Raw genomic sequence first — 19,326 nt, 5'->3', positions numbered from 1 at the left:
ACCTCTGTTCTCCTGCGTTTTCCACCTCTGTTGTCGCCGCATTAAAGACAACAGGCATTACAGCTTCAATAGTCGGGGGAGCAGCTCTCCGAGCATGACCACCCGCATCATGTCCTGTTGCTCTTCGGGCAAGCGTCGGAAGATGCGTGCCGGCTCGTTCCTGCGAACCTGCTGTTTGACCACAAAAACCATGTATGGAAAGAACTCATCCGTATTCGCCTCAGCTGCCCGCCAATACCCCGCTACCTTCTCGCGGATACGGGCGGGCTGTTCCGTCCCCAGATCAATTTCAAGGTAGTAGCTACTGCTGCGCCCCTGCTGGGGGAAGTCGACCACTGCGAATAGGTCCGCCCGGACAGCAGGAGGAACAGGGAGCTCAACAGCCCACTCTTTGAGTGCCGGTACGCCCGCCTGCTCCGCCCGCCGAAGTTCGAGGTAGGTGTCCGCGATCATGAGGGCGTGGTTGTTGACGCTGGGCATCAGACGGCCGTCGACGTCCAGGAGGAGCCGCCCGGCACGGCCGAGCTGGTAGACGTACGCACCCGCTCCGCCCTTGTCGCCAGCAACTCGCCGCCCCACCCGCGACAGATACCCGAGCCGCACCAACCGTCCCAAGACCTTGTCCGGCACCGAGTGTGACCGATCCGCGAACAGCAGCTCTGTCAGGTGGGTTGAAGCGAGCTGGGAGAAGGTGTGGGTGAGCGTGAGTATGTCGTAGTCGCGCTGGGTGAGTTCCACCTACGTCCTCCGTCCGGATAGGCTCCAGTGTTCTGCCAGGTGAGAGCGGCTTTCGGTGCAGGGGTAGACCTACCCTTGGCCTGGGTTCGCCTACGCCGGGTACTTCATGATGAACGCCTGCACGCCATTGATGAACTGCCGCACCTCGTCCTTGTCGTAGTCGCCGTAGTTGCCGTGCGCCGCCTTGTTCCGCAGGTCCATCCAGGCCGTGATCTGCTTCTGTCGCAGCCCGTCGTACACGCCGACCTTTTTGAGATCGGCGTTCATGGTGTCTGCCTTCTTCGGCTTGCCCGCCACCGCAGTAGTCACGCCGTTCTTCACGCAGAGGGCGCGCACGTGGACTTCGAGGGATGTCCCAGTGATGACCGCTGCCGCATCCTTGTACCCCTTGGTCAGAAGGCCGTCCGCCATTTCCAAGTAGTCGCTGTAGGTGTCGGCGTGGACAAGTTCGACCACCGTTTCCGTCCACCCGGCGAGGAGGTCTTCTCTCAAGGTAAGCAAGACTTTGGTGTTGTGAAGCAACCTGGGTCCGTCAAGCTTGCTGCTGCCTCTTTTCAGTTGTTCGCGGTAGACGGATTCTCTCGTGGACAGACGTGTGACGGCAGCCTCTATGCGGTTGGCCAACACTCCTGCATCCACACTTTCGTCAGGTATGGTTCTCTTGGCATCGAGGAATTTCAAGGTTTTGTCGAACAATGCGTTGAGCTGCTTCACCATGTCCTGGATTGCCAACGCCACTCCTTCGTAGGCCAGATGTCGATTGATTTACTACGCCGGGTACTTCAACATGAAGTTCCGCACCCCATCGATGAAGAGTCGGACCTGAGGGGCGTCGTAGTCGGTGTAGTTCCCGTGAGCTGCCTTGTTCCGCAGGTCCATCCAGGCCGTGATCTGCTTCTGCTGCAATCCGCCGTAGACACCGGCCTTCTTGAGGTCGGAGTTCATGGTGTCGGCCTTCTTAGGCACCCCTGAAACTTCGATGTCAACCGAGTGCTTCACGCAAAGCGCGCGCACATGGACTTCGAGAGTTGTACCCGTGATGACGGCTGCGGGGTCCTTATACCTCTTACTCAGCAGCTCCTCGGCCATCTCCAAATAGTCGCCATGGGTGTCAGCATGTACCACCTCGACGACGGATTCAGTCCAACCCTCCTTGAGGTCATCCCGCAGAGCAGCTGCTATACCGACGAACTCCGCGATTTTGAAGCTGTTGTCGAGGTCGCCGTGAACCTTAAGCTGCCGCCTGTGAACACTGCCCGGTACCGTGATGCGCTCGATCGCGGACTCCAGACGATTCATGAGAACCCGAATTTCGGCGGGGAAATCGGAGGCGTCGTCGTACTTGCTCTTCTGTACGAGGGCGGCGTACTCCTCGACCAGCCCGTCCAACTGCTTCGCCATCTTGTCGATACTCGTCAACGGTCTGTCCCTGTCCGTGAGTTGATCACAACAGAACGGATTAGGATACAACCCTGGTACGTCACAGGCTACTTGGTTCCCTCGGTCCACCGAACCGACGCCGCTTCGTAGAAGGCCCCGGCGCCGGCTGCTGTCCGCTGCGCCGCTGGATCTCTGCCTCCACGTCCGTGACCGGCCGCCCGTAAGCCCGTCGAGAAAGGCTGCGGCCCTCGTCGGCAAAGCCAGCAGGGTCAACGGGAGGCAGGGTGACGCCGGTCAGCGGGGAACTCACGCCGCCCGTCGTGGCCAGCCGCATGATGACCTCGAACCGGTCGAGGTTTATGAAGTCGTCTTCCGTGACGCTGCGGCCGAACTGGCGGGCAAAGTCCTTGGCGTCATCCACCGCAGTTTGGAACACGACGGTAGAGCGCGCGTTGCTCGCCGTGGCGTCCCTCAGTTCTTGGCCGAGCTGTCCAAGGTGCTGGTGCGCGACGGTCATAGCGAGCCCGAGCGAACGCGCTTGGGCGAACATGTCGGCCGGGGAGATCGGGAGGTTCAGGAAGTCCTGGAACTCATCGAGGTACAGCATGGTTGGACGCTGCGGATTAGCCGCCCCGGCCTGCACGGCAGACCAGACAGCGACCCCAGCAGTCCGGCCGTGTCCCGGCCTTCGGTGGCACGGCTCAGGTTGACGAGCAGGATCTTTCCTCGTCGGATGACGTCCGTAAGGTTCAGGGTGCTTTCGCTCTGGCCCAGGATGTTTCGCAGTGACCGTCTGGACGTCAGTTGCCAGGTGCGGTCAATGAGCGGCTTGAAGTCCGCGTTCCTCTGCGGTCGGCCGAGGCCCGTAATTTCCGACCACCATCCGGCCAGCTTTTCGACATGAGAGACACCCCGGATCACGCGGGCGGCGAACTCCTCCTGGTCGGGCCGAGGAACGGCCAGCGACTGGAGATCGGCGAACGTCATCTTCCCGCCCGCATCGGTGCTGAGCATGAGCGTCAGGATCAGGTGGTAAAAGCCAGCCCGCACGCGCACGCCTCGGGCGTCCTGCGGGTACAGGTGGTCGAACAGTCTTTGGATGTCGGCGGCCACCACGTACGGCGAGCCCTGCAAGATGTTGAACCCGACCGGGTACGCCGTGTCGCTCACGTCCAGGAGGACGACGTCAGAAAGCCGCCGCTCAGGTACGCGGTCGAGAACATCGTGGAACAGGTCACCTTTGGATTCGATCAGGATGACGCCCCGCCCGGCGTTCATATCCTGCGCGATGAGGTTCGTAAGAAGCGCCGTCTTTCCGCTGCCGGTCGGGCCGACCACCTGTACGTGTTGGGCCGACTCGGTCGCGCCCAGCCCCAGAGGCCGCTCGTTTCCCGGAAAGTTGGACCGCGCGATTACCCGCCCTGTCCGTGGAATCGCCCCCGTGGCGGCAAGCTGCCGCGTACGGGAACGAGGAAGCCCGGCAACATGCGGAGCGCCGACCGGCCAGCAGATCAGGGCGACCAACTCGGAGCCGGCGAGCTGCATTGGAAGGAGTGTCGGCACGGCTCGGGACTGCACCCGTTGAATGACGCGGCTACTGGTCACGAGCCGTTGCTTGAGCCGGTTGTCGCTTGTGCCGACCGTGCGGAGGCTGGCACGGACACGGGCAAGCAGGTGTTCGCCGCGCTGCTTGTTCGCGGCCTTCACCGCGACACGCAGCACGGCGAGAAAGTTGGGCTCGCTCAGCTTGGCCCGCACGTCGTTGATCCGGTCGCGGTCGGGCTTCGGCGTGAAGCGAGAACCGGGCAACACCAGCTCGCCCGCCGCCTTGGGCGGACGCTGTCGCAGTGCCGGAGACACAACCCACTGAAGAACGAGGGCTTCACCCCGGCCGAGGCCCTGCATTCCGGCGAGCAGGCTTGCCGAGAGAGCCTCGGGGTTCACGCTGCCGAGGCTCCGCCGTGGATTCGTCTGCCCCAGCTCGACCGCGGCCGTCCATTGGACCGGGGGATCATCCGTGCCCGCTGGCGTCGCGTTGGAACCGGGAACCAATGCGCGCAGCTGGCCGGTCAGGAAGTCGGCCGTTTCTCCGGCATGACGAGCCGGTGCGAGATACCAGGCTCCCCGGCCTCGACCTCGAACACCATGGACGAGACGTCCAAGAGCCGCCGCGGCCCGGTGGTAAGCGTGCCGGAGCAAGCACACAGCCACGTGACCGCTTGGTCGGCGCTCAGGTCCCACGGCAAGTTCAGTCGGTAGATCCGTGACATTTCCTCACCACCTCGTCATGCGGCGGTAGATGAACCCCAGCACGAGCAGCACCGCCAGGCCGCTCACGAGGTAAGGAAGGATCGGTTCAACGGCCAGCCAGAGGACGCGGATCGTCAGCGCGGCCAGCAGCAGGAGCAGCAACAAATTCCGGGCCTTCGCCACGGTCGGACCTCGGACCTTTCGGGCTGGTGCCGCCGGCCTACAAGGCGTGGTCGGCGGAGGGTTGGTGGAGCGGATCAATGACACGGTCCCGTCGCCGAAGGTCGCCGGGTGCAGGGGTTGCTATGGCCGAGGAATGTTCTCGGCTGTCTTCCCCAGCGCAGAGTGAAAGGTGACGACCTTCGAAAGGGGGCTGGTCGGCGAAGATCAGGGGCGGTACCGCTCGGCTGCCTGGAGCATCTGACGCCTGACGTCGCGCTTGCGGGCTCGCATCCTGGTGTGGACTTCAATCGACTCACGCCAGGGGTCGGGACGCTGGGCGTTCCTCTTCTCAGTCGCCTTGTCGTGGACGTAGCCCACGAGTAGACCGAAGCCAAGGAAAAGCAAGACAACCCGCTCCACCAGGTCGGCGAGGTTCATCAGGGGCCGAGCCCGTTACCGAAGCTACGGATGTCGCGGGCCGTCTGCCGGTTGAACTCGGCGACCAGCTTGCCTAGCTCCTGAGCGAGGAGCGGATCACCGCCCGCAAGCTGTCGGGCCAGGCCCACCATGTCGGTTACGTCGTGCATGGCGGTCTCGGTCAAGTGCATGCGCAGTGCAGCTGTGGCCTGCTGCTTCCTCGCGTTGAAAAGCAGTTCGACGGAGCTCGCTCACCACCAGTTCGGCAACTTCGATGTGATCGCCGAGCTTCCAACGATCGAGGACATCCCGCACGAACATCCGCGAGCACGGTACGGCCGAGGACACGGCGGCCAGACGGATACTGGTGGTGAAGAGCTGGTTCGGTTGACGGGGTACGTTCACGGGGCGGTGCTCCTTGGCCTGGACGGACACGACAGCTCCTCGGCTGTGCCGGGATGGACGAACCAGACGCGGCCCCCTATGACCTCCTTGATGACGCTCTGCATCACGAAGGACAGGGCGGGCAACGTGTGCAGGTGCTCGGAAGTTGGCACGACCACGTTTCGCACCTCGTGCTGATTGCAGTGGTCGACTAACGCATCCCAGGCAGCCAGGCGGAGCCATCGGCGTTCGACAAAGGCCCCGGCCAGCGTGAACCCCGCCGCAAAGGCGAAGTGGGCCAGTTCATCGTGTAGGTAGCTGACGGCTTGGTCATCCAGGTCAGGAAGTACCCGAACGTAGCCGTAGATCGGAGGCTTCATCGCTCTGCGCTCCGCAGGAACGGGGTGCAGGGCTGGCGACGGACGCTGAAGCCAACGTCGCCAGCCCTGCTGTTTCGTGGGTTGCTGAGTCACCCGATGGTGTTTCAGCGGGAAGTGCACGCCTCACCCATCACGGGCGCGTTACTGACGAGGTGCTGCGAAGAAGGTCGTCAGCTGATCGCGGATGACGTCTGCCACCTTTTCGGGCGGTTGCTGGTTGCAGTCCACCCGCAGCACATCGAAACCGGCCTGGATCAGGCGCACGGTCGCCTGCTGGTAGAAGTGAACTTCTGCATGAGAGCTGCCCGGTGCGAGCTGGAAGCGGTTATGCGGTCCGCGCTCCGTCAGCCGCTCGGAGATGACCTCGGGGTCAGCTTCGAGGATTACCGCGAGGTCGGGCCGATCAGCCTCGGCGTTGAGCTGCCAGAGGAACGACGGATCAACACCGTCGAAGCGCTGCATGACCAGACCGGAGGGGATGTACCGGTCGCTGATGACCGTCCGGCCGTCTTCGAGGTGCGGTCGTACTTCCGTCTCGACGTGGTGGTACCGGTCGGCGGCGTACAAGCACGCGAGGGCGTGACCGGTGACCGTTTCGGTCAACTGGCGGCAGAGATCCCCTATCGCTCCCTTCGACGGTTCGGCTGTGACGTGGACGTGTTCGCCCTCGGCGACGAGCGTCTGCGCCAGGTGGTGAACGATCGTGGACTTCCCGGCACCGCTGGGGCCGTCGACCGTGACGAACATGCCTCGCTCATGGCTAGAAAAGGGTCGCAGCTTCATCCCCGCCACCCCCTGACGGTTGGTCGCGGATTTCATCCAGCGACCGCAGAACGCTGTTCGTCGTGGCGAGCAGTTGGAACAGCCGCGCCGTGACAACGGCGTCGTACGTGGCGCGGTGGGGCCTGAGCTCCGAGGACAGACCCTCGGCGAGCTTGAATGCTTCGACCAACGAGCCCAGCTTGTGACTCATCTGGTTCGGGACGAAGCGGCGCGACAGCTTGAGCGTGTCGAAGACCTCGGGGCACTCCCAGCCCGTGAGCTTGCGCCGAAGAACGCCAACATCCACGTGAGCGTTGTGGGCCACCAGCGCTGGGTGGGACAAAGCCAGCAGTACATCGACCTTGATGTCCTCGAACGTCGGCGCGTCGGCAACGGCTTCGTTGGTGATGCCGTGAATCCTTCGGGCCATAGGGGTGATCGGCCGATCCGGTCGAACCAACCAGCTCACGGGTTCCCCGATGACCCCTCCGACGATCGGCACGGCGGCCAACTCCACCAGGTCGGGCGGCTGCTGTCCGTTGCCCTCCACGTCCACGACGACGTAGTCCAGGTTCGTCCAGTCAGTCATCTTGCTCGGGTTCCTTCCATCCGATTTCTGCCCGACCATGGCGGCGGTCACGGTGCGGGTGGCGCACGTCGTGTACCTGGAACCCAAGCGCATGTTGCAGGTAGTAGCGCGGCTGTTCCTCGGCGAGTCCGGCGACGACGGCCGCGCGCTCCGTGACGTCGACGACCACGAGGCCGCTGGCGTCCGGCATGCCGGAGGCGACTTCCTGTATCTGCTGTGCCGTTGGTACTCGATGGGCGCTCTTGCAGAGGTCGAGCTGTGCGAGCGGGCAGATGTCGCACAGTTCACGGATGCCGTAGTGGCCGTTGTAGTCGGCCTCCCCATGGGCGAACGACACGGCGCACGAGGTTTTGCGGAACAACGACTCGCAGCCGGCGAACGTTGAGAGGACACGCTTTTCCAGGGTCTCCGGCACGATCTTGCGGCGGGCGGTTTCGTCGTACGGCTCCGGGAGGTTGTTCGCCTTGTAGTAGTCGGCGATCTGGCCCCGGTAGAACAGACCGGTGAAGACCGTGGCGTCGGCGTGATGACTCAGCTCGTACACCCGGTCAAGGTGTGCGGGGGAGTCGTTGAGACCTGGCACCAGCGGTCGCCAGTACAGAACCGTCCGATAGCTGCGGCCCGGCGGTTCACTCATGAGCTTGAGCGACTCGGCGGCCACGCTGGACGGGTACGGTTCGATGTCTTTGTTGTCGATCCCTGAGTACGTGAACAGCAACGTCACCTTGACGTGCCGGAGTTGGTTGAGCCGGTCGACGTCGTCGGCCCTCATTGCGTGCCGGGTGATGACCAACACGTGGTTACGCAGCTCACGCTTGTCGAGGTCTTCCAGTACGGCGAAGGTGTGCGGCCGGACGTTGGGCAGGAACGGGTCAGTGGCCCGGTTGAACACCTGAACCGGCGTCACGTGTGGCTGGAAGTACCGGTGATTGACCAGTTCTTCGACAGCCTGGGCGTCGCTCATGAGGGCACGCGGCTGTCGTTGGTCCCACAGCCCGTAGGTGTGACGGATGCAGTAGGCGCAGTCCAGCGGGCACCCCTGGATGTGGTTCAGACTGAGGCCGCTCTTGCGGTACTCGACGACTTCTCGGGCGCGCTCCGGCAGTCGGTTGATCTGTTCCCGGCTCAATAGCGGAACAGTGATGGTCACCTGGCTCTCCCCAAGTCCCAGAAGGATGGACGCGGTTCGCCGTCCTTCGGGGAGCGTAGGGGCCGCAGCGGTGCACGTATAGAAAGTTTCTTGGTATTTCTCGAAACTCCACCAATGGGTGAAGGGTGCGGAAATCATGAGAACGGCCTCCGCTGCCCGCTACGCCCCAAGGAAGCGCTCGTGCAAGTCATCTACCTTGCTTGCGCGCCGCAGCAGATCCTCTATTGGTGATTGGAGTGCCTGAATAACTGCCTTTTCGGGAATGGGGCATTTCGATATTTTCGAGGATGACAGTAAGTGAGAGCATGACGAGCGTGAGTGGGATTTGAGGGCGGACATGCAGGCCATTCACATTGGGGGAAAATTGCAGACCTTCGAGGGGCGAGTGATTGCGATAAAGACCGTTCCATTCGCCGTGCACTTCCACCGAACCCATGCGATAGGCGAGGTAAGCATTTGGTCCGAGCAGTTTGATGCGCGCCTCTGTCGATGGATACCCAATTCTGGCCCGCCCGGGAAGTTTTGAGACGTCCTCAATGCCTGCAGCTTTCGCGGTTTTCGCGATCGAGCGCTTCATGCGCTCCTCGATAGGCCACACCTCGCCGTCACGACGTTCTACGTTTTTCTGAACGTCTGCCAGAAGTTCACGCTCGGCCACCAGGCTGTTCATGACGTACTGATCGAAACGGTCACCATTGCCGTCATCGCCAATTAGGCAAACTGGCGTTGCCAGAGTCTCAATAGCGGCGCCGGTGCGATCTCGGTGCACCTCATTTTTCGATTTCACCTTCCCTGTTCATTGTCGTCGGCGGACTCTGGCGCAAGATCGTCGATGACGCGCGTGATGATCGCCCGCGCCGCCCTGCCGTAGCTGGCGACGGCGGCAAGCTGCTCGAAGACTTGGCCGTACAAATCGACTTCCCCAGACTGGGCAAGGTTCAGCTCTGCCGAGTAGGTTTCGACCATGACGCGGTCGTGATCGAGAATCCAGAAGCCGTGCCATGGGGCTACCGCGTAGTGCGTCTCGAACCCGATGATGCCGAGTTTTACGTTCGGCAGCGCGGAGAGGGAAACCAGCCGATCCAACTGCCCCAGCGTGATTCCTGGTGAAGCGAGGCGGAAGCGCAGCGCCGCTTCGGTGAGAACGAAGTGGAATCGCTTGTCCGCCCGGTACAAAATTTCTTGGCGCTGCGCCCGCGCTCGGACGGCTTCGTTGATGTCGTTGGGTGCCTGGAACATGGCGATCCCTTGAGCGAAGCGCGCCCGCGCGTACTCGGGCGTTTGCAGCAGTCCAGGAATGACTGTCGCTTCAAAGGCACGGAACAACTTGGTTCGCGCGTCCAGGTCGGCAATCTCGTTTTGGTGAGCGCTCAGACCTGTTTTGAACTGCCGTTGCCATTCGGCGTGCTGGACTTCAAGGGTGTGGAGGGATGCAAGCAGGGCTTCGGCTTCATCCGTGGTGCCCGTGACCCGCGTCCAACCGTGGATGTCGTCATCGGTCGGTGTCTGCCGACCGTTCTCCAGCTTCGACACCTTGGATGGCGGCCATGCCAGCGACTCCGCGAGCTGCTTGCCGGTCAGGCCGGCTTGTTGCCGCAGTTCACGGAGTCGTTTGCCCAGCGCGCTACGCGCCTCTTGGACGTTAGTCGCGCTGCTGCTGTTGTTCGGTGGCAAAGTCATCCCGTCGTCTGGCGTGGTGCCAGGCGGCGTCACGCCAGTAGTTGTGCTCTATGATCACGGCCGGATCTTCGACCAGTTCGCCGCCTTGGAAGCGGTCCGCATCATCGAAGTGCATCCGCACCAGCTTACTGCTGTCGAACAACCAGTAGTCGTGACTGGGCAGTTCCTCGGCCTTGGCTTCATCGCGGGTGAGATACCGAATATCCTCGCCCGCGCCGTTGGTGAATTGAGCGCACCAGATACCAAAGCGGCTGTAGTCGGTCAGAGGCAGGCTGACGACCCGTACTCGCGAGAAACGCAGACCGTTATCCGTTGCTTCGCGAATCATGGTCAGCCAGTCCTGCATCCATGGCAGATCGTCGGGTTCCTCTCGGAGGAACTTGCCCAACGATTCATTCTCGTACGACGAGTCGTAGCGGTCCCGCACTTCCAAACGAAACGCCGTGTGCTTGAAGGTGCGGAACAGCTCGCCGAAATCGTCGCCGATGATGCGGCTCAGTGCCCTTCCTCCTCCTGGTACCGGCGGGCGTAGAACTTCAGGACATCTTCAGGGATCTCGATGATCGCTTCACCCTCGGGGACTGGGCCGACGTCGGCAAGCACCTGGGGGTCGGTCACGACCCAGCCTTGGGCGATGTAGGTCTTACGGTCGGTGCGGTCGGTCGCGAAGAGCGTCGGCGACTGGCCCACCTGCGATTCCGGGTCCTTGCCGAGAAACTGAGCGCGCATGGCTCTCCTTGCTCGAATGGACGAGAAACTTTCTCGGTGTCATCGTGTCGACCTTCCCGAGGGGTGGTCAAGGGGGCGACGAGTACACGCCCAACCGTCAGCCAGGGGTGAGACTAGCTCCGCGTAGATCGTCCCCGGGGCCTCAGGGGGCGGGAAGGGTGGATCTGTCGCCGCCCTGCCGCAAGATCGACTAGAGGTGTCCCCGGACCGGATGTCGGGCGGCGAAGTGAATCATGGTCGAGGGATAGTTGTAACCGCATTGAGAGCGCTGGGATTGGGCAGCACCCAGACCTGTGTGGTGCCGATGGTCAGGGACTGGTGGCCCACGGTCGCGTCCGGCGCGTCGAACGCGGCGCGGTAGCCGGTGACGCCCAGGAGGGCGAGCCAGGCGGGGCGGCGGGCGCGTACCAGCCGGCGCAGGTGTCTGCCGCCTGCCGCGTACTCCGGCGCCGTGAGCTCGGAGGCGCGCGCCGTCGGTCTGCGGACGATGCTGGTGATGCCGATCCCGAATCCCAGCAGCCGGTCCTCCTCCGTGGCGCTGAGCTGCCGGGGTGTGAAGCCCGCCCGGTACAGAGCGGGCCACAGCCTGTTTCCGGGGGTGGCGAAGTGATGGCCCGCCACGGCGGACGGGAGACCCGGATTGATCCCCACGAGCAGGACCGTCAGGTCGTCGGCGATCAGGTCCGGCAGGCGGGTCCCGCGCGCGGCCTCCAGCGCGGCGCGCGTCGGGCGATGTCCTGGGGTGTCGTTCATCGGGTCCCCTCTCGTCACCGCAGGGCCGGGCCCGCCGGTCCGTGCCGGCGGGTCCCGGCGAAGGCGCGGGCAGGGGGTCGCTCAGCCCTTGGGAGGACCCCCGTTGATCGCGACCCGCTGGCCGTAGCGGGTGAACGGGTAGTAGTCGTACGTCGCGTGGTGCTGCACACAGCGGTTGTCCCAGAACACCAGTGTGTTGGGGCTCCACCGGACCCGGCAGGTCAGCATGGGGCGGCTCGGCACCACATTGAACAGCATGTCGAGCAGCGCCCGGCTCTCGTCCGGCGAGAGTTGCGGGATGCGTGCCGTGTAGGCCCTGTTGACGTAGAGGAGCCTGCGGTCGGTCTCGGGATGACGTACCACCAGCGGGTGTTCGCTCTTCGGCGCGACATATCCCGCCGGCGGGGTGTAGCCCTGGAACGCCACGAGTCCGTCGTGCACGGCGGTCAGGCCGTCCAGAAAGCCGCGCAGGGCGGGCGAGAGCATCTCGTAGGCCAGATGCATGTTGGCGAACAGCGTGTCGCCGCCGCTGCCCGGCTCGGGCACGCGTGTGATGTAGAGCATCGAGCCGAGTGAGGGCTCCGCGTCGGCGGTGCCGTCCGCGTGCCAGCCGTTGCCGGCCACGTTCGCCGCCTCGGGCGTGGTGCTGATCTCCAGGATGTACGGATCGCCCTCCGGCGGCGGAGGGTTCACCGGGCGCAGTTCGCCGAAGTGGCCCGCGAGGCGCTTGTGGTGCTCCTGGGTGAGGATCTGGTCGCGGAAGACCAGGACATGATGGTCGAGGAACGCCGTCTTCAGTTCGCGCAGTTGCTCGTCCGACAGCTCCTCCGAGAGATCGAGGCCGGAGACCTCGGCGCCGATGACGGGGGTGAGGGAGTCGACCGCGAGGGTGGTGTACTCCCTCCGGGGCCGCGCCGTGACGCGCTCGACGGCTTCCAGTTCGTAGCTCTCCACGCGGTTCCTCCTGTAGGGGAAATGGGGCAGGTGCGGGTACGCGGCTCCACGGCCCGCGGGCGACCGTCGTCGGGCCGGAGTGTCGGTGGCGCCACAGGTCAGCGGGGCTCGGCGAGGCGGTGCGACACCGCGTTGATCGCCGTGGCCACCGCCTCCACATGGGGCGGGCGGACGATTCCGTAGTGAGTGGTGTCCAGCCGGTGCCAGGTGCTCGGCTCCGGGAGATGCCGCCGCCACAGCATGAGCTGTTCATCCGCTGATCCCAGCGACGGCAGGCCCGGCACCGGCTGTCCCGCCAGCCAGAGATGGCCGGGTGTGACGGCCGGCGGCCGTATCCGGTGGGCGGCCATGCTGCGCAGATTGGCCCGGCAGCACCGGGCGAGCCGCTCCGCGTAGGCCCGCGCCGCCTCACCGGCCGGCCCCTGACCGCTGTGGCCGAGTTCTTGGGCGAACACCGCCTCGAACTGACCCTCGTCGTAGGTTCCGAAGAGCGCTCCGGAACCGGGCGGCGGTGGGTCGAGGAGATGGAGCGCGTCCGCGGGCCGGCCCGCCGCCTCCGCCTCCACGGCCATCTCCAGGGCCACCCAGGCGCCGAACGACCATCCGGCCAGTTGCCGGTGCCAGGTTCCGTCGGGGAAGCGGGCGCGCAGCGCGGTGTGGTAGCGACGGGCCCGCTCGGTCAGCGTCCAGGGCGGCGGCACGGGAGTCCGCAGTCCGGGATCTGCGATGAGGCAGACGGTCAGGCGCGGGTCGAGCGCCGACACCAGCGAGCGGTACGACTGGATGTCGCCGCCCACCGGATGCACCAGACACAGCACGTCGTGCCCGGTGCCCTCCTGCCAGATCTCCAGCCGCACGTCGCCCTCCGACGGCGCCGTCGCCGGTCCCGTCGCCGGACCGGACGCCGCCGGGGAGACGGGGGGCGCGGCACCGAGCCGGGTGAGGATCTCGGTGAGAGAGACGCGGTGGCTGAGCCAGGACAGTTCGAGTTCGACGTCGAAGTGCCGTTTGACCTCGCTGATCAGATCCAGCATGGTCAGCGAGTCGGCGCCGAGGTCGTACAGCGGCACGTCCGGGTCCAGACGGTCCACGCCGAGCCAGGCCCGGAGCCAGTCGGTGAGCCGTTCGGTCGCCGTGCCGGAGGAGGCGGTGGCGGTCCGTGACACCATGGCCCCGCCCTCGGCCGTGGTGTCACCGGGAGCCGTGGTCCCGGCGGCGGTCGTGGCCTCGTCCGACACCGTGACGGACCCGGCGTAGAAGGCACGGGACTCGTCCAGGGCGGTGGTCGAGACGAGGAGCTGCGGCAACCGGAGCCCCAGGGCTCTGCCGAACACCCGCTTGCCCTCGTCCACGGTCAGACCCACCGCGAGATGCGCCTGGTGACGGGCGTTCGTGCGCAGCGCGCGCACCGCCATACCGGACTCGCGCCAGATGTCCCAGTCGATGCCGATCCGTACGGTGGTCTCGCCCTCTGTCCCGGCGTCCGGCGTCCCGGCGCCCGCCCTCCCCGTGTCCTCCGGCCCGGCGCCCGTCGTCCCGGTGTCGTCGGACCGGTGGTGGGCGAAGCCGTCGAGAAGGCCGTTGGCAGCCGCGTAGTCGAACTGCCCGACACCGCCGAACAGCGCCGACATCGATGAACAATAGACTGCGACCGTCGGCCGGTACCGCTCGATCAGCCGCTCGACCAGCAGCGCGCCGCCCAGCTTGGCGGCCGTCGCCTCCCGCATCCTGAGGGCGTCACGCCGGACTATCGGACCGCCCGCCGCGACACCGGCCGCGTGGATCACACTGTCGAGCCGCGACGTCAGACGGGCGATCCGGGAGATGAGTTCCTCGGGCGGTGACTCGGCCAGGTCCGCCTCGACCAGTTCGATCCGGTCGGCCCAGGGCGCCAGCTCGCGCGGCAGCCGCGCCCGTCTGGCCAGCAGAACCACCCGGCCCTCCGTCCGCTCCAGCAGCCAGGCGGCGGCGCCGGAGCCGATACCGCCCGTACCGCCCAGGACCAGATGGACACCGCCCCCGACGGGCAGCGGCGAGGGGGAAACAGCGGCAGGGGACACCGGCAGTGTGATCCGCTCCCACCAGAACCCCTGCCGCAGCGCGAGCTGTCTCGGCAGCCCCGCCGCGGGACCGCCGGCGGTGTCCGCGTCGCCGGCGGCCATCAGTGTCGCCAGCGCGGGCGCCCAGTCGGCGAGAGCGGCGCCGGGAAGGTCCAGCCAGTGACCGTCCACCGGGCCCTCCTGTGGAGCCACTTCGCTGATCCCGGCCAGCAGGCCCAGTTCCGGGCGCTGTACGGAACCCTCGACCGGACTGGCCCGGTACGACAGCCACCAGGGCCGCAGCCGTGCTCTCCCCGGGGCGTCCGCCACCGCCCGCACCAGCGCGGCCGTCGTGTCCAGGCACGCCCAGCGGGCGCGCGCGATCGAGTCGGGACCGACCGGGCCGTCGACGGCCAGCGGCAGCGCGTGCAGCCAGTCGATGTCCCACCGCGCCGCCTCCGGCCGTGTCCCCGCGCCCGGTTCCGCCAGCGCGTCGAGCAGGAGACGAAGCGACGCGGAGTCGGCCGGATCGACCTCGAAGACATCCTCGTCCCGGCGGGCGAAGGCATCGGCCGCGCCGACCCGGACGACCCGGTCGTAGACCGCCTCGAAGGCATGGACGGAGGCCGAGTCGGCCGGACGGTCCGTCATCAGGACCAGCACACGCGGCGCACGCGACGGTGTGGCGGCGGCCCCCGGAGCGGCATGGCGCAGCCGTACCCAGTGCGGCTGGTGCAGCCAGTCGGCCTCCGGAAGCCGCCGCGGTGCCTCCCTCTCCGCCGGGCCGGTACTCTCCGCCGTACCCACCGCACCCGCCGCACCCGCCGCACCCGCCGCACCCGCCGCGCGGACGAAGTCGTAGTCGGCCAGGTCGAAGGCGGGCGCGGGGAAGTCCCAGGGCGCCTGCGCGGGTCCCGCCGGCCAGTCGATCCTCCGGCCGGTTCTCCACGCGGCGGCCAGCTCCTCCGCCGACCTGCCCGTCGCCGGGAGGGGCAGGGCGACCGTCGGCGCCGTCTCCCGCGACGTCCACCCGCTCCGCAGCCACTCCACGGCGGCGCGCGCGTCCGGGCAGACCGCCGCGATCCGGTGGCGGCGTGCCGGACGGCCCGCCTGGAGATGGCGCAGGACCTTCCCGTACTCCTCGGGACGGGCCGTCAGATACTCGGCCACACGCGCGGCGTCCGCCCGCAGACCGGCCTCGCCGCTGTTGGAGAGCACCAGACAGGGCACCGCGGCGGCGGGCGGCCCGGCGGACCCGCCCGGTTCGGTGCCCGGCCCGTCCGCCTCCAGAACCACATGCGCGTTGGTGCCGCCGATACCGAAGCTGCTCACGGCGGCCACCCGGTCCCGGCCGGCGGGCCAGGGCATCGCCCGCGTCGGGATGTAGAACGGCGCCGGATCCGGTCCGATCTGCGGATTGAAGGCATGGAAGTCGGCATGGGGCGGGATGAGACCGTGATGGACGGAGAGCACGGCGCGCACCAGTCCGACCACGCCCGCCGCCGCGCCGAGATGACCGATCTGGCTCTTGACCGAGGTCAGGGCGGTACGGCCGGACTCCGCCACGTCGAACGCCTGACGCAGCGCGCCGACCTCCACCGGATCGCCCAGCCGGGTGCCGGTGCCGTGCGCCTCGACATAGCCGAGGTCGGCACCGACCCGGCCGGCGCGCCGCAGGGCGGAGCGGATCACCTCCCGCTGGCCGGTGAGCGAGGGCGCGCTGTAACTGAGCTTGTCGCAACCGTCGTTGTTCACGGCCGAGCCGGTGATCACCGAGTAGACGGTGTCGCCGTCGCGCCGGGCCCGCGCCAGCGGCTTGAGCACCACCACACCGACACCGCTGGCCCCGATCGTGCCGCTCGCGTCGTCGCTGAACGGCCGGCAGTGCCCGTCCTCGGAGAAGATGTGCTGCGGGCGGTAGCGGTATCCGTCGGTCGGCTCCGTGTCGACGAGCACACCGCCCGCCAGCATCACCTCGGCGTCGCCCTGCCGCAGCAGCGCGGCGGCGAGATGGACCGCGACCAGCGAACTGGCACAGGCCGCCTGCGCGGTGAAGGCCGGGCCGCTCAGCCCGAGATGGTAGGCCGCCTTGGTCGCGAGGAAGTCCTTCTCGTGGTGGAGGGCCAGCCGGAAGCCGTCGGGCAGATGCGCCGGGTCCGCCTCGCGCAGCATGGCCTGGAAGTAGGTGCTCTCACCGGCTCCGGCGATGAGCCCGACACGCAGTCGGGACGCGTCGCCGATCCCGGCGTGCGCCAGCGCGTCGGAGCAGCTCATCAGCAGATGCCGCTGCTGCGGGTCCATCAGCCGGGCCTCCTGGCGGCTGATGCCGAAGTGGTCCGGATCGAAGGCCAGCAGACCGTCCATCTGGCTGCGCGCTCCGACGACGCCGTCCGGGGCGTCGAAGTGCTCGATGCCGCGCCCGCCCGCCTCGACCATCTCCCAGAACGCGGACAGACCGGCGGCGCCCGGCAGCCGCACGGCCATGCCGATGACGGCGATCGGCTCGTCGGCCGAGGAGGCGCGGCCCGTCCCGCGCCCGCTCTCCGGGGCGCGGTCCTCTCCGCGCCGGGTGACGGCGGGACCGGGCCCGCCGTCCCGTGCCGTCCGCCCGACGTCCTGCGCCGTCCGCCCGCCGTCCAGGAAGCGGGCCAGCGCTCGTACCGTGACATGCTCGAACAGGTCGGCGACGGTGAAACGCAGTCCCAGCCCGGTGGTGCAGCGCAGATGGAAACGCATCAGCCCCAGACTCGACGCACCGGCCTCGAAGAAGGTCTGGTCGGGGCCGATGGGCGAGCCGGTCACCGCCTCGAACGCCTCGGACAGCCGGGCCTCGTGCTCCGACAGCGCGGGCAGGGCGCCGGAGCCCCGGCGCAGTTCCTCACCCGGTGCCCGCAGCGCGGCCTTGCGGTCCAGCTTGCCGCTGGGCGTCAGCGGCAGCGCCGTCAGCCGCCGGAAGCGGCCGATCCGTACGTACGGAGGCAGCAGCGGGGCCAGATGGGCGACAAGCGTCTCGGCCGCCGGCGCCCGCGTTCCCGGCACGCTTCGCGTTCCCGTCGATGGCTCCGCCGCCGTCTCCTCGCGGAACTGGAGGCAGGCCACCAGTTCGTCGCCGTCCTGGACGACCACGGCGTTGACGATCTCCGGATGCCGCAGCAGGGCCGCCTCGACCTGGCCCAGTTCCAGCCGGTGCCCGCTCAGCTTGATCTGCTGGTCGTCACGGCCCGAGTAGTGCAGAAGGCCCTCGCGGTCGAAGTGCGCCCGGTCACCGCTGCGGTAGAACAGCCCGAGTCCGGGCAGCTCGACGAAACGCGTCCCGTTGAGCGCCGGATCGCCCAGATAGCAGCGGGTGGCCATCGTTCCGCCGATCAGCAGCTCACCCGTGCGCCCCGGCGGCACGGCCTCGTCCGCCTCGTCCACCACCCGTAGCACCGCGCCCGCGACGGGCCGGCCGATGGCCGGGCGCTCCGGCCACCGCGCCGGGTCCCCCTCCAGACACAGGGCGCTGACCACATGCGTCTCGGTCGGGCCGTAGTGGTTGAACAGCCGCGCTCCGGGCATGCCCGCGAACCAGCGCCGGATGGCGTCGGTGCAGACGAGCTGCTCGCCGGCGGTCACCACCTCCCGCAGCCGTGAGGGGTACCGGCCCAGATGGACGGCGTGCTCGGCAAGGAGCTGGAGTGCCACATACGGCATGAACACGCGCTCGATGCCGGCCGATTCGAGCTGCTCCAGCAGCGCCGGGGCGTCCTGGCGCCAGCCGGGCCGTACGAGATGCAGACACCCGCCGCCGCACAGCGTGCCGAAGATCTCCTGGAAGGAGACGTCGAAGGAGAGCATGGAGAACTGCTGGGTGGCGGCGGGCGCGGCCAGACCGCCCGACCCCGTCTGCCACTGGAGCAGATTGGCCAGCGTACGGTCGGACACCCGCACCCCCTTGGGTGTGCCGGTGGAGCCCGAGGTGAACAGGGTGTAGAGCGGACGGGCACCGTGGTGCGGTGCCACGGTCGCTCCACCGGCCGCTCCACCGGCGGGTTCCGCCCCGGGGTCCCCGGCGGCCGGCAGGGTGACGGTGTGGCGCACGACTCCGCCCGGATCGACGGTGTCGAACGCCGTCCCGGCGCCGGGCGGGAGCAGCACACAGAGCGGCTCCACCCGCGCCAGGATCTGGCGCAGCAGGCCGGGCGGATAGGACGGGTCCAGCGGTACGACGGTCAGATTGAGCCGCGCCAGTGCCAGGAGCGCCACGACATGCTCGACCGACGGCTCGAAGTACAGCGCGACGGCGCACGGGCTGTCGTGCTCCTGCGGCAACCGGTGCGCCGCCCGCAGTTCGGCGGCGAGGGCCGCCGCGTACGCGTCGAGCCGGGCGTAACCGAGCGCGCCGTCACCGGTCATCAGGGCCGGTGCGTCCGGAGTCAGCGCGACCTGCCGTGCGAAGCCCTCGGCCACCGTCGTCCAGGCCGGATCGGCCGCCGCGCCCCGGCCGTGGTCGGGCAGAGCGCTCCGGTAGGACGCCGCGAGCTCGGCGGGAGTCGCCGTACCCCCGTCGGCGAGCAGGTCGAGGCCCCGCAGGAACAGGGCGGACATCGCCTCGGCCTCGGCGGCGTCGAAGTGGTCGTCGGCGTACTCCCACAGACAGTCGAAGCCGTCCGCGTGCTCGACCACCGAGAGCGTCAGCGGGCACTTGGCCTCGGCGGGCGCCCACCACAGTGGTCGGGAGGCGCAGCCCGGCAGCGCGAGCGCGGCGAAGTCGGTGTTCTCCAGGACGAAGAGGAAGTCGAACGGAGCCGTGCCCGTGCCCGTTCCCGTACGGGCACCCGTAGCCGTAGCCGTAGCCGTGTCCGTGTTCGCACCCGTCTCCCGGCCGGACAGCACATCGGCCAGTGCCACGTCCTGCCGCTCCAGCACCTCTCGCGCACCGGCGCCCAGACGCAGCGACTGGGCGCGCAGATCCTCGTG

General features: G+C 67.3%; 18 protein-coding genes. All 18 read right to left on the bottom strand.

The genetic code is table 11. From position 1 onward, the window contains the following. Positions 1–57: 57 nt before the first annotated feature. Entirely contained in the window at positions 58–738 is a 681-nt protein-coding gene (locus BFF77_RS07790; RefSeq protein ID WP_066945400.1) for a replication-relaxation family protein, read from the bottom strand. Between the two features lie 90 nt (positions 739–828). After that, complete coding sequence (locus tag BFF77_RS36675; RefSeq protein ID WP_245703307.1) at positions 829–1,470, bottom strand: hypothetical protein; 642 nt, start codon at positions 1,468–1,470, stop codon at positions 829–831. Between the two features lie 36 nt (positions 1,471–1,506). After that, entirely contained in the window at positions 1,507–2,157 is a 651-nt protein-coding gene (locus tag BFF77_RS36185) for a hypothetical protein (RefSeq protein ID WP_211280182.1), read from the bottom strand. Positions 2,158–2,218: 61 nt separating this feature from the next. Continuing rightward, positions 2,219–2,725, bottom strand: coding sequence for a TraM recognition domain-containing protein (locus tag BFF77_RS07775; RefSeq protein WP_066945398.1), 507 nt, complete (start codon positions 2,723–2,725; stop codon positions 2,219–2,221). Further along, on the bottom strand, positions 2,692–4,062 hold the full coding sequence (locus BFF77_RS07770; RefSeq protein WP_066945396.1) for a type IV secretory system conjugative DNA transfer family protein: 1,371 nt from the start codon (positions 4,060–4,062) through the stop codon (positions 2,692–2,694). The genes BFF77_RS07775 and BFF77_RS07770 overlap by 34 nt, the downstream gene beginning before the upstream one ends. A gap of 330 nt (positions 4,063–4,392) precedes the next feature. Then, positions 4,393–4,551 carry a hypothetical protein gene (locus BFF77_RS35500; RefSeq protein ID WP_169922632.1) on the bottom strand — a complete coding sequence of 53 codons (159 nt, stop codon included), beginning with the start codon at positions 4,549–4,551 and terminating at the stop codon, positions 4,393–4,395. A gap of 416 nt (positions 4,552–4,967) precedes the next feature. After that, positions 4,968–5,132 (bottom strand): hypothetical protein, encoded by a 165-nt coding sequence (locus BFF77_RS35495; RefSeq protein WP_169922631.1) that lies wholly within the window; start codon positions 5,130–5,132, stop codon positions 4,968–4,970. 216 nt (positions 5,133–5,348) lie between these two features. Next, a complete protein-coding gene (locus BFF77_RS07755) occupies positions 5,349–5,711 on the bottom strand; it encodes a hypothetical protein (protein WP_066945390.1) in 363 nt (120 codons plus the stop codon). Between the two features lie 141 nt (positions 5,712–5,852). After that, the gene (gene tmk / locus BFF77_RS07750; protein WP_211280179.1) at positions 5,853–6,458 is read right to left on the bottom strand and encodes a dTMP kinase; all 606 of its coding nucleotides are present in this window, start codon (positions 6,456–6,458) and stop codon (positions 5,853–5,855) included. A 13-nt stretch (positions 6,459–6,471) separates the two neighbouring features. Further along, entirely contained in the window at positions 6,472–7,062 is a 591-nt protein-coding gene (locus BFF77_RS07745) for a 3'-5' exonuclease (RefSeq protein ID WP_066945387.1), read from the bottom strand. Further along, the gene (locus BFF77_RS07740; protein ID WP_245703306.1) at positions 7,055–8,212 is read right to left on the bottom strand and encodes a radical SAM family protein; all 1,158 of its coding nucleotides are present in this window, start codon (positions 8,210–8,212) and stop codon (positions 7,055–7,057) included. Before BFF77_RS07740 ends, BFF77_RS07745 begins: the two co-directional genes overlap by 8 nt. Positions 8,213–8,399: 187 nt before the next feature. Then, positions 8,400–8,999 (bottom strand): DUF5677 domain-containing protein, encoded by a 600-nt coding sequence (locus BFF77_RS35105; protein ID WP_141698387.1) that lies wholly within the window; start codon positions 8,997–8,999, stop codon positions 8,400–8,402. Next, a complete protein-coding gene (locus BFF77_RS07735; RefSeq protein WP_066945381.1) occupies positions 8,996–9,892 on the bottom strand; it encodes a helix-turn-helix domain-containing protein in 897 nt (298 codons plus the stop codon). Before BFF77_RS07735 ends, BFF77_RS35105 begins: the two co-directional genes overlap by 4 nt. Beyond that, on the bottom strand, positions 9,855–10,358 hold the full coding sequence (locus BFF77_RS07730) for a DUF6879 family protein (RefSeq protein ID WP_425424353.1): 504 nt from the start codon (positions 10,356–10,358) through the stop codon (positions 9,855–9,857). The genes BFF77_RS07735 and BFF77_RS07730 overlap by 38 nt, the downstream gene beginning before the upstream one ends. A gap of 29 nt (positions 10,359–10,387) precedes the next feature. Next, positions 10,388–10,621, bottom strand: coding sequence for a hypothetical protein (locus BFF77_RS07725; RefSeq protein WP_066945375.1), 234 nt, complete (start codon positions 10,619–10,621; stop codon positions 10,388–10,390). Positions 10,622–10,852: 231 nt separating this feature from the next. Then, positions 10,853–11,374 carry a G/U mismatch-specific DNA glycosylase gene (gene mug, locus BFF77_RS07720; protein ID WP_079124930.1) on the bottom strand — a complete coding sequence of 174 codons (522 nt, stop codon included), beginning with the start codon at positions 11,372–11,374 and terminating at the stop codon, positions 10,853–10,855. Between the two features lie 81 nt (positions 11,375–11,455). Beyond that, a complete protein-coding gene (locus BFF77_RS07715; RefSeq protein WP_066945372.1) occupies positions 11,456–12,328 on the bottom strand; it encodes a TauD/TfdA dioxygenase family protein in 873 nt (290 codons plus the stop codon). Between the two features lie 98 nt (positions 12,329–12,426). Next, positions 12,427–19,326, bottom strand: a 6,900-nt coding sequence (locus BFF77_RS07710) for a beta-ketoacyl synthase N-terminal-like domain-containing protein (protein WP_066945369.1), incomplete at its 5' end; no start/stop codon positions are given.

It is taken from the genome of Streptomyces lushanensis (assembly GCF_001700515.1).
GTDB lineage: Bacteria > Actinomycetota > Actinomycetes > Streptomycetales > Streptomycetaceae > Streptomyces > Streptomyces lushanensis.
This window is presented reverse-complemented; position numbering and strand designations above follow the sequence as displayed.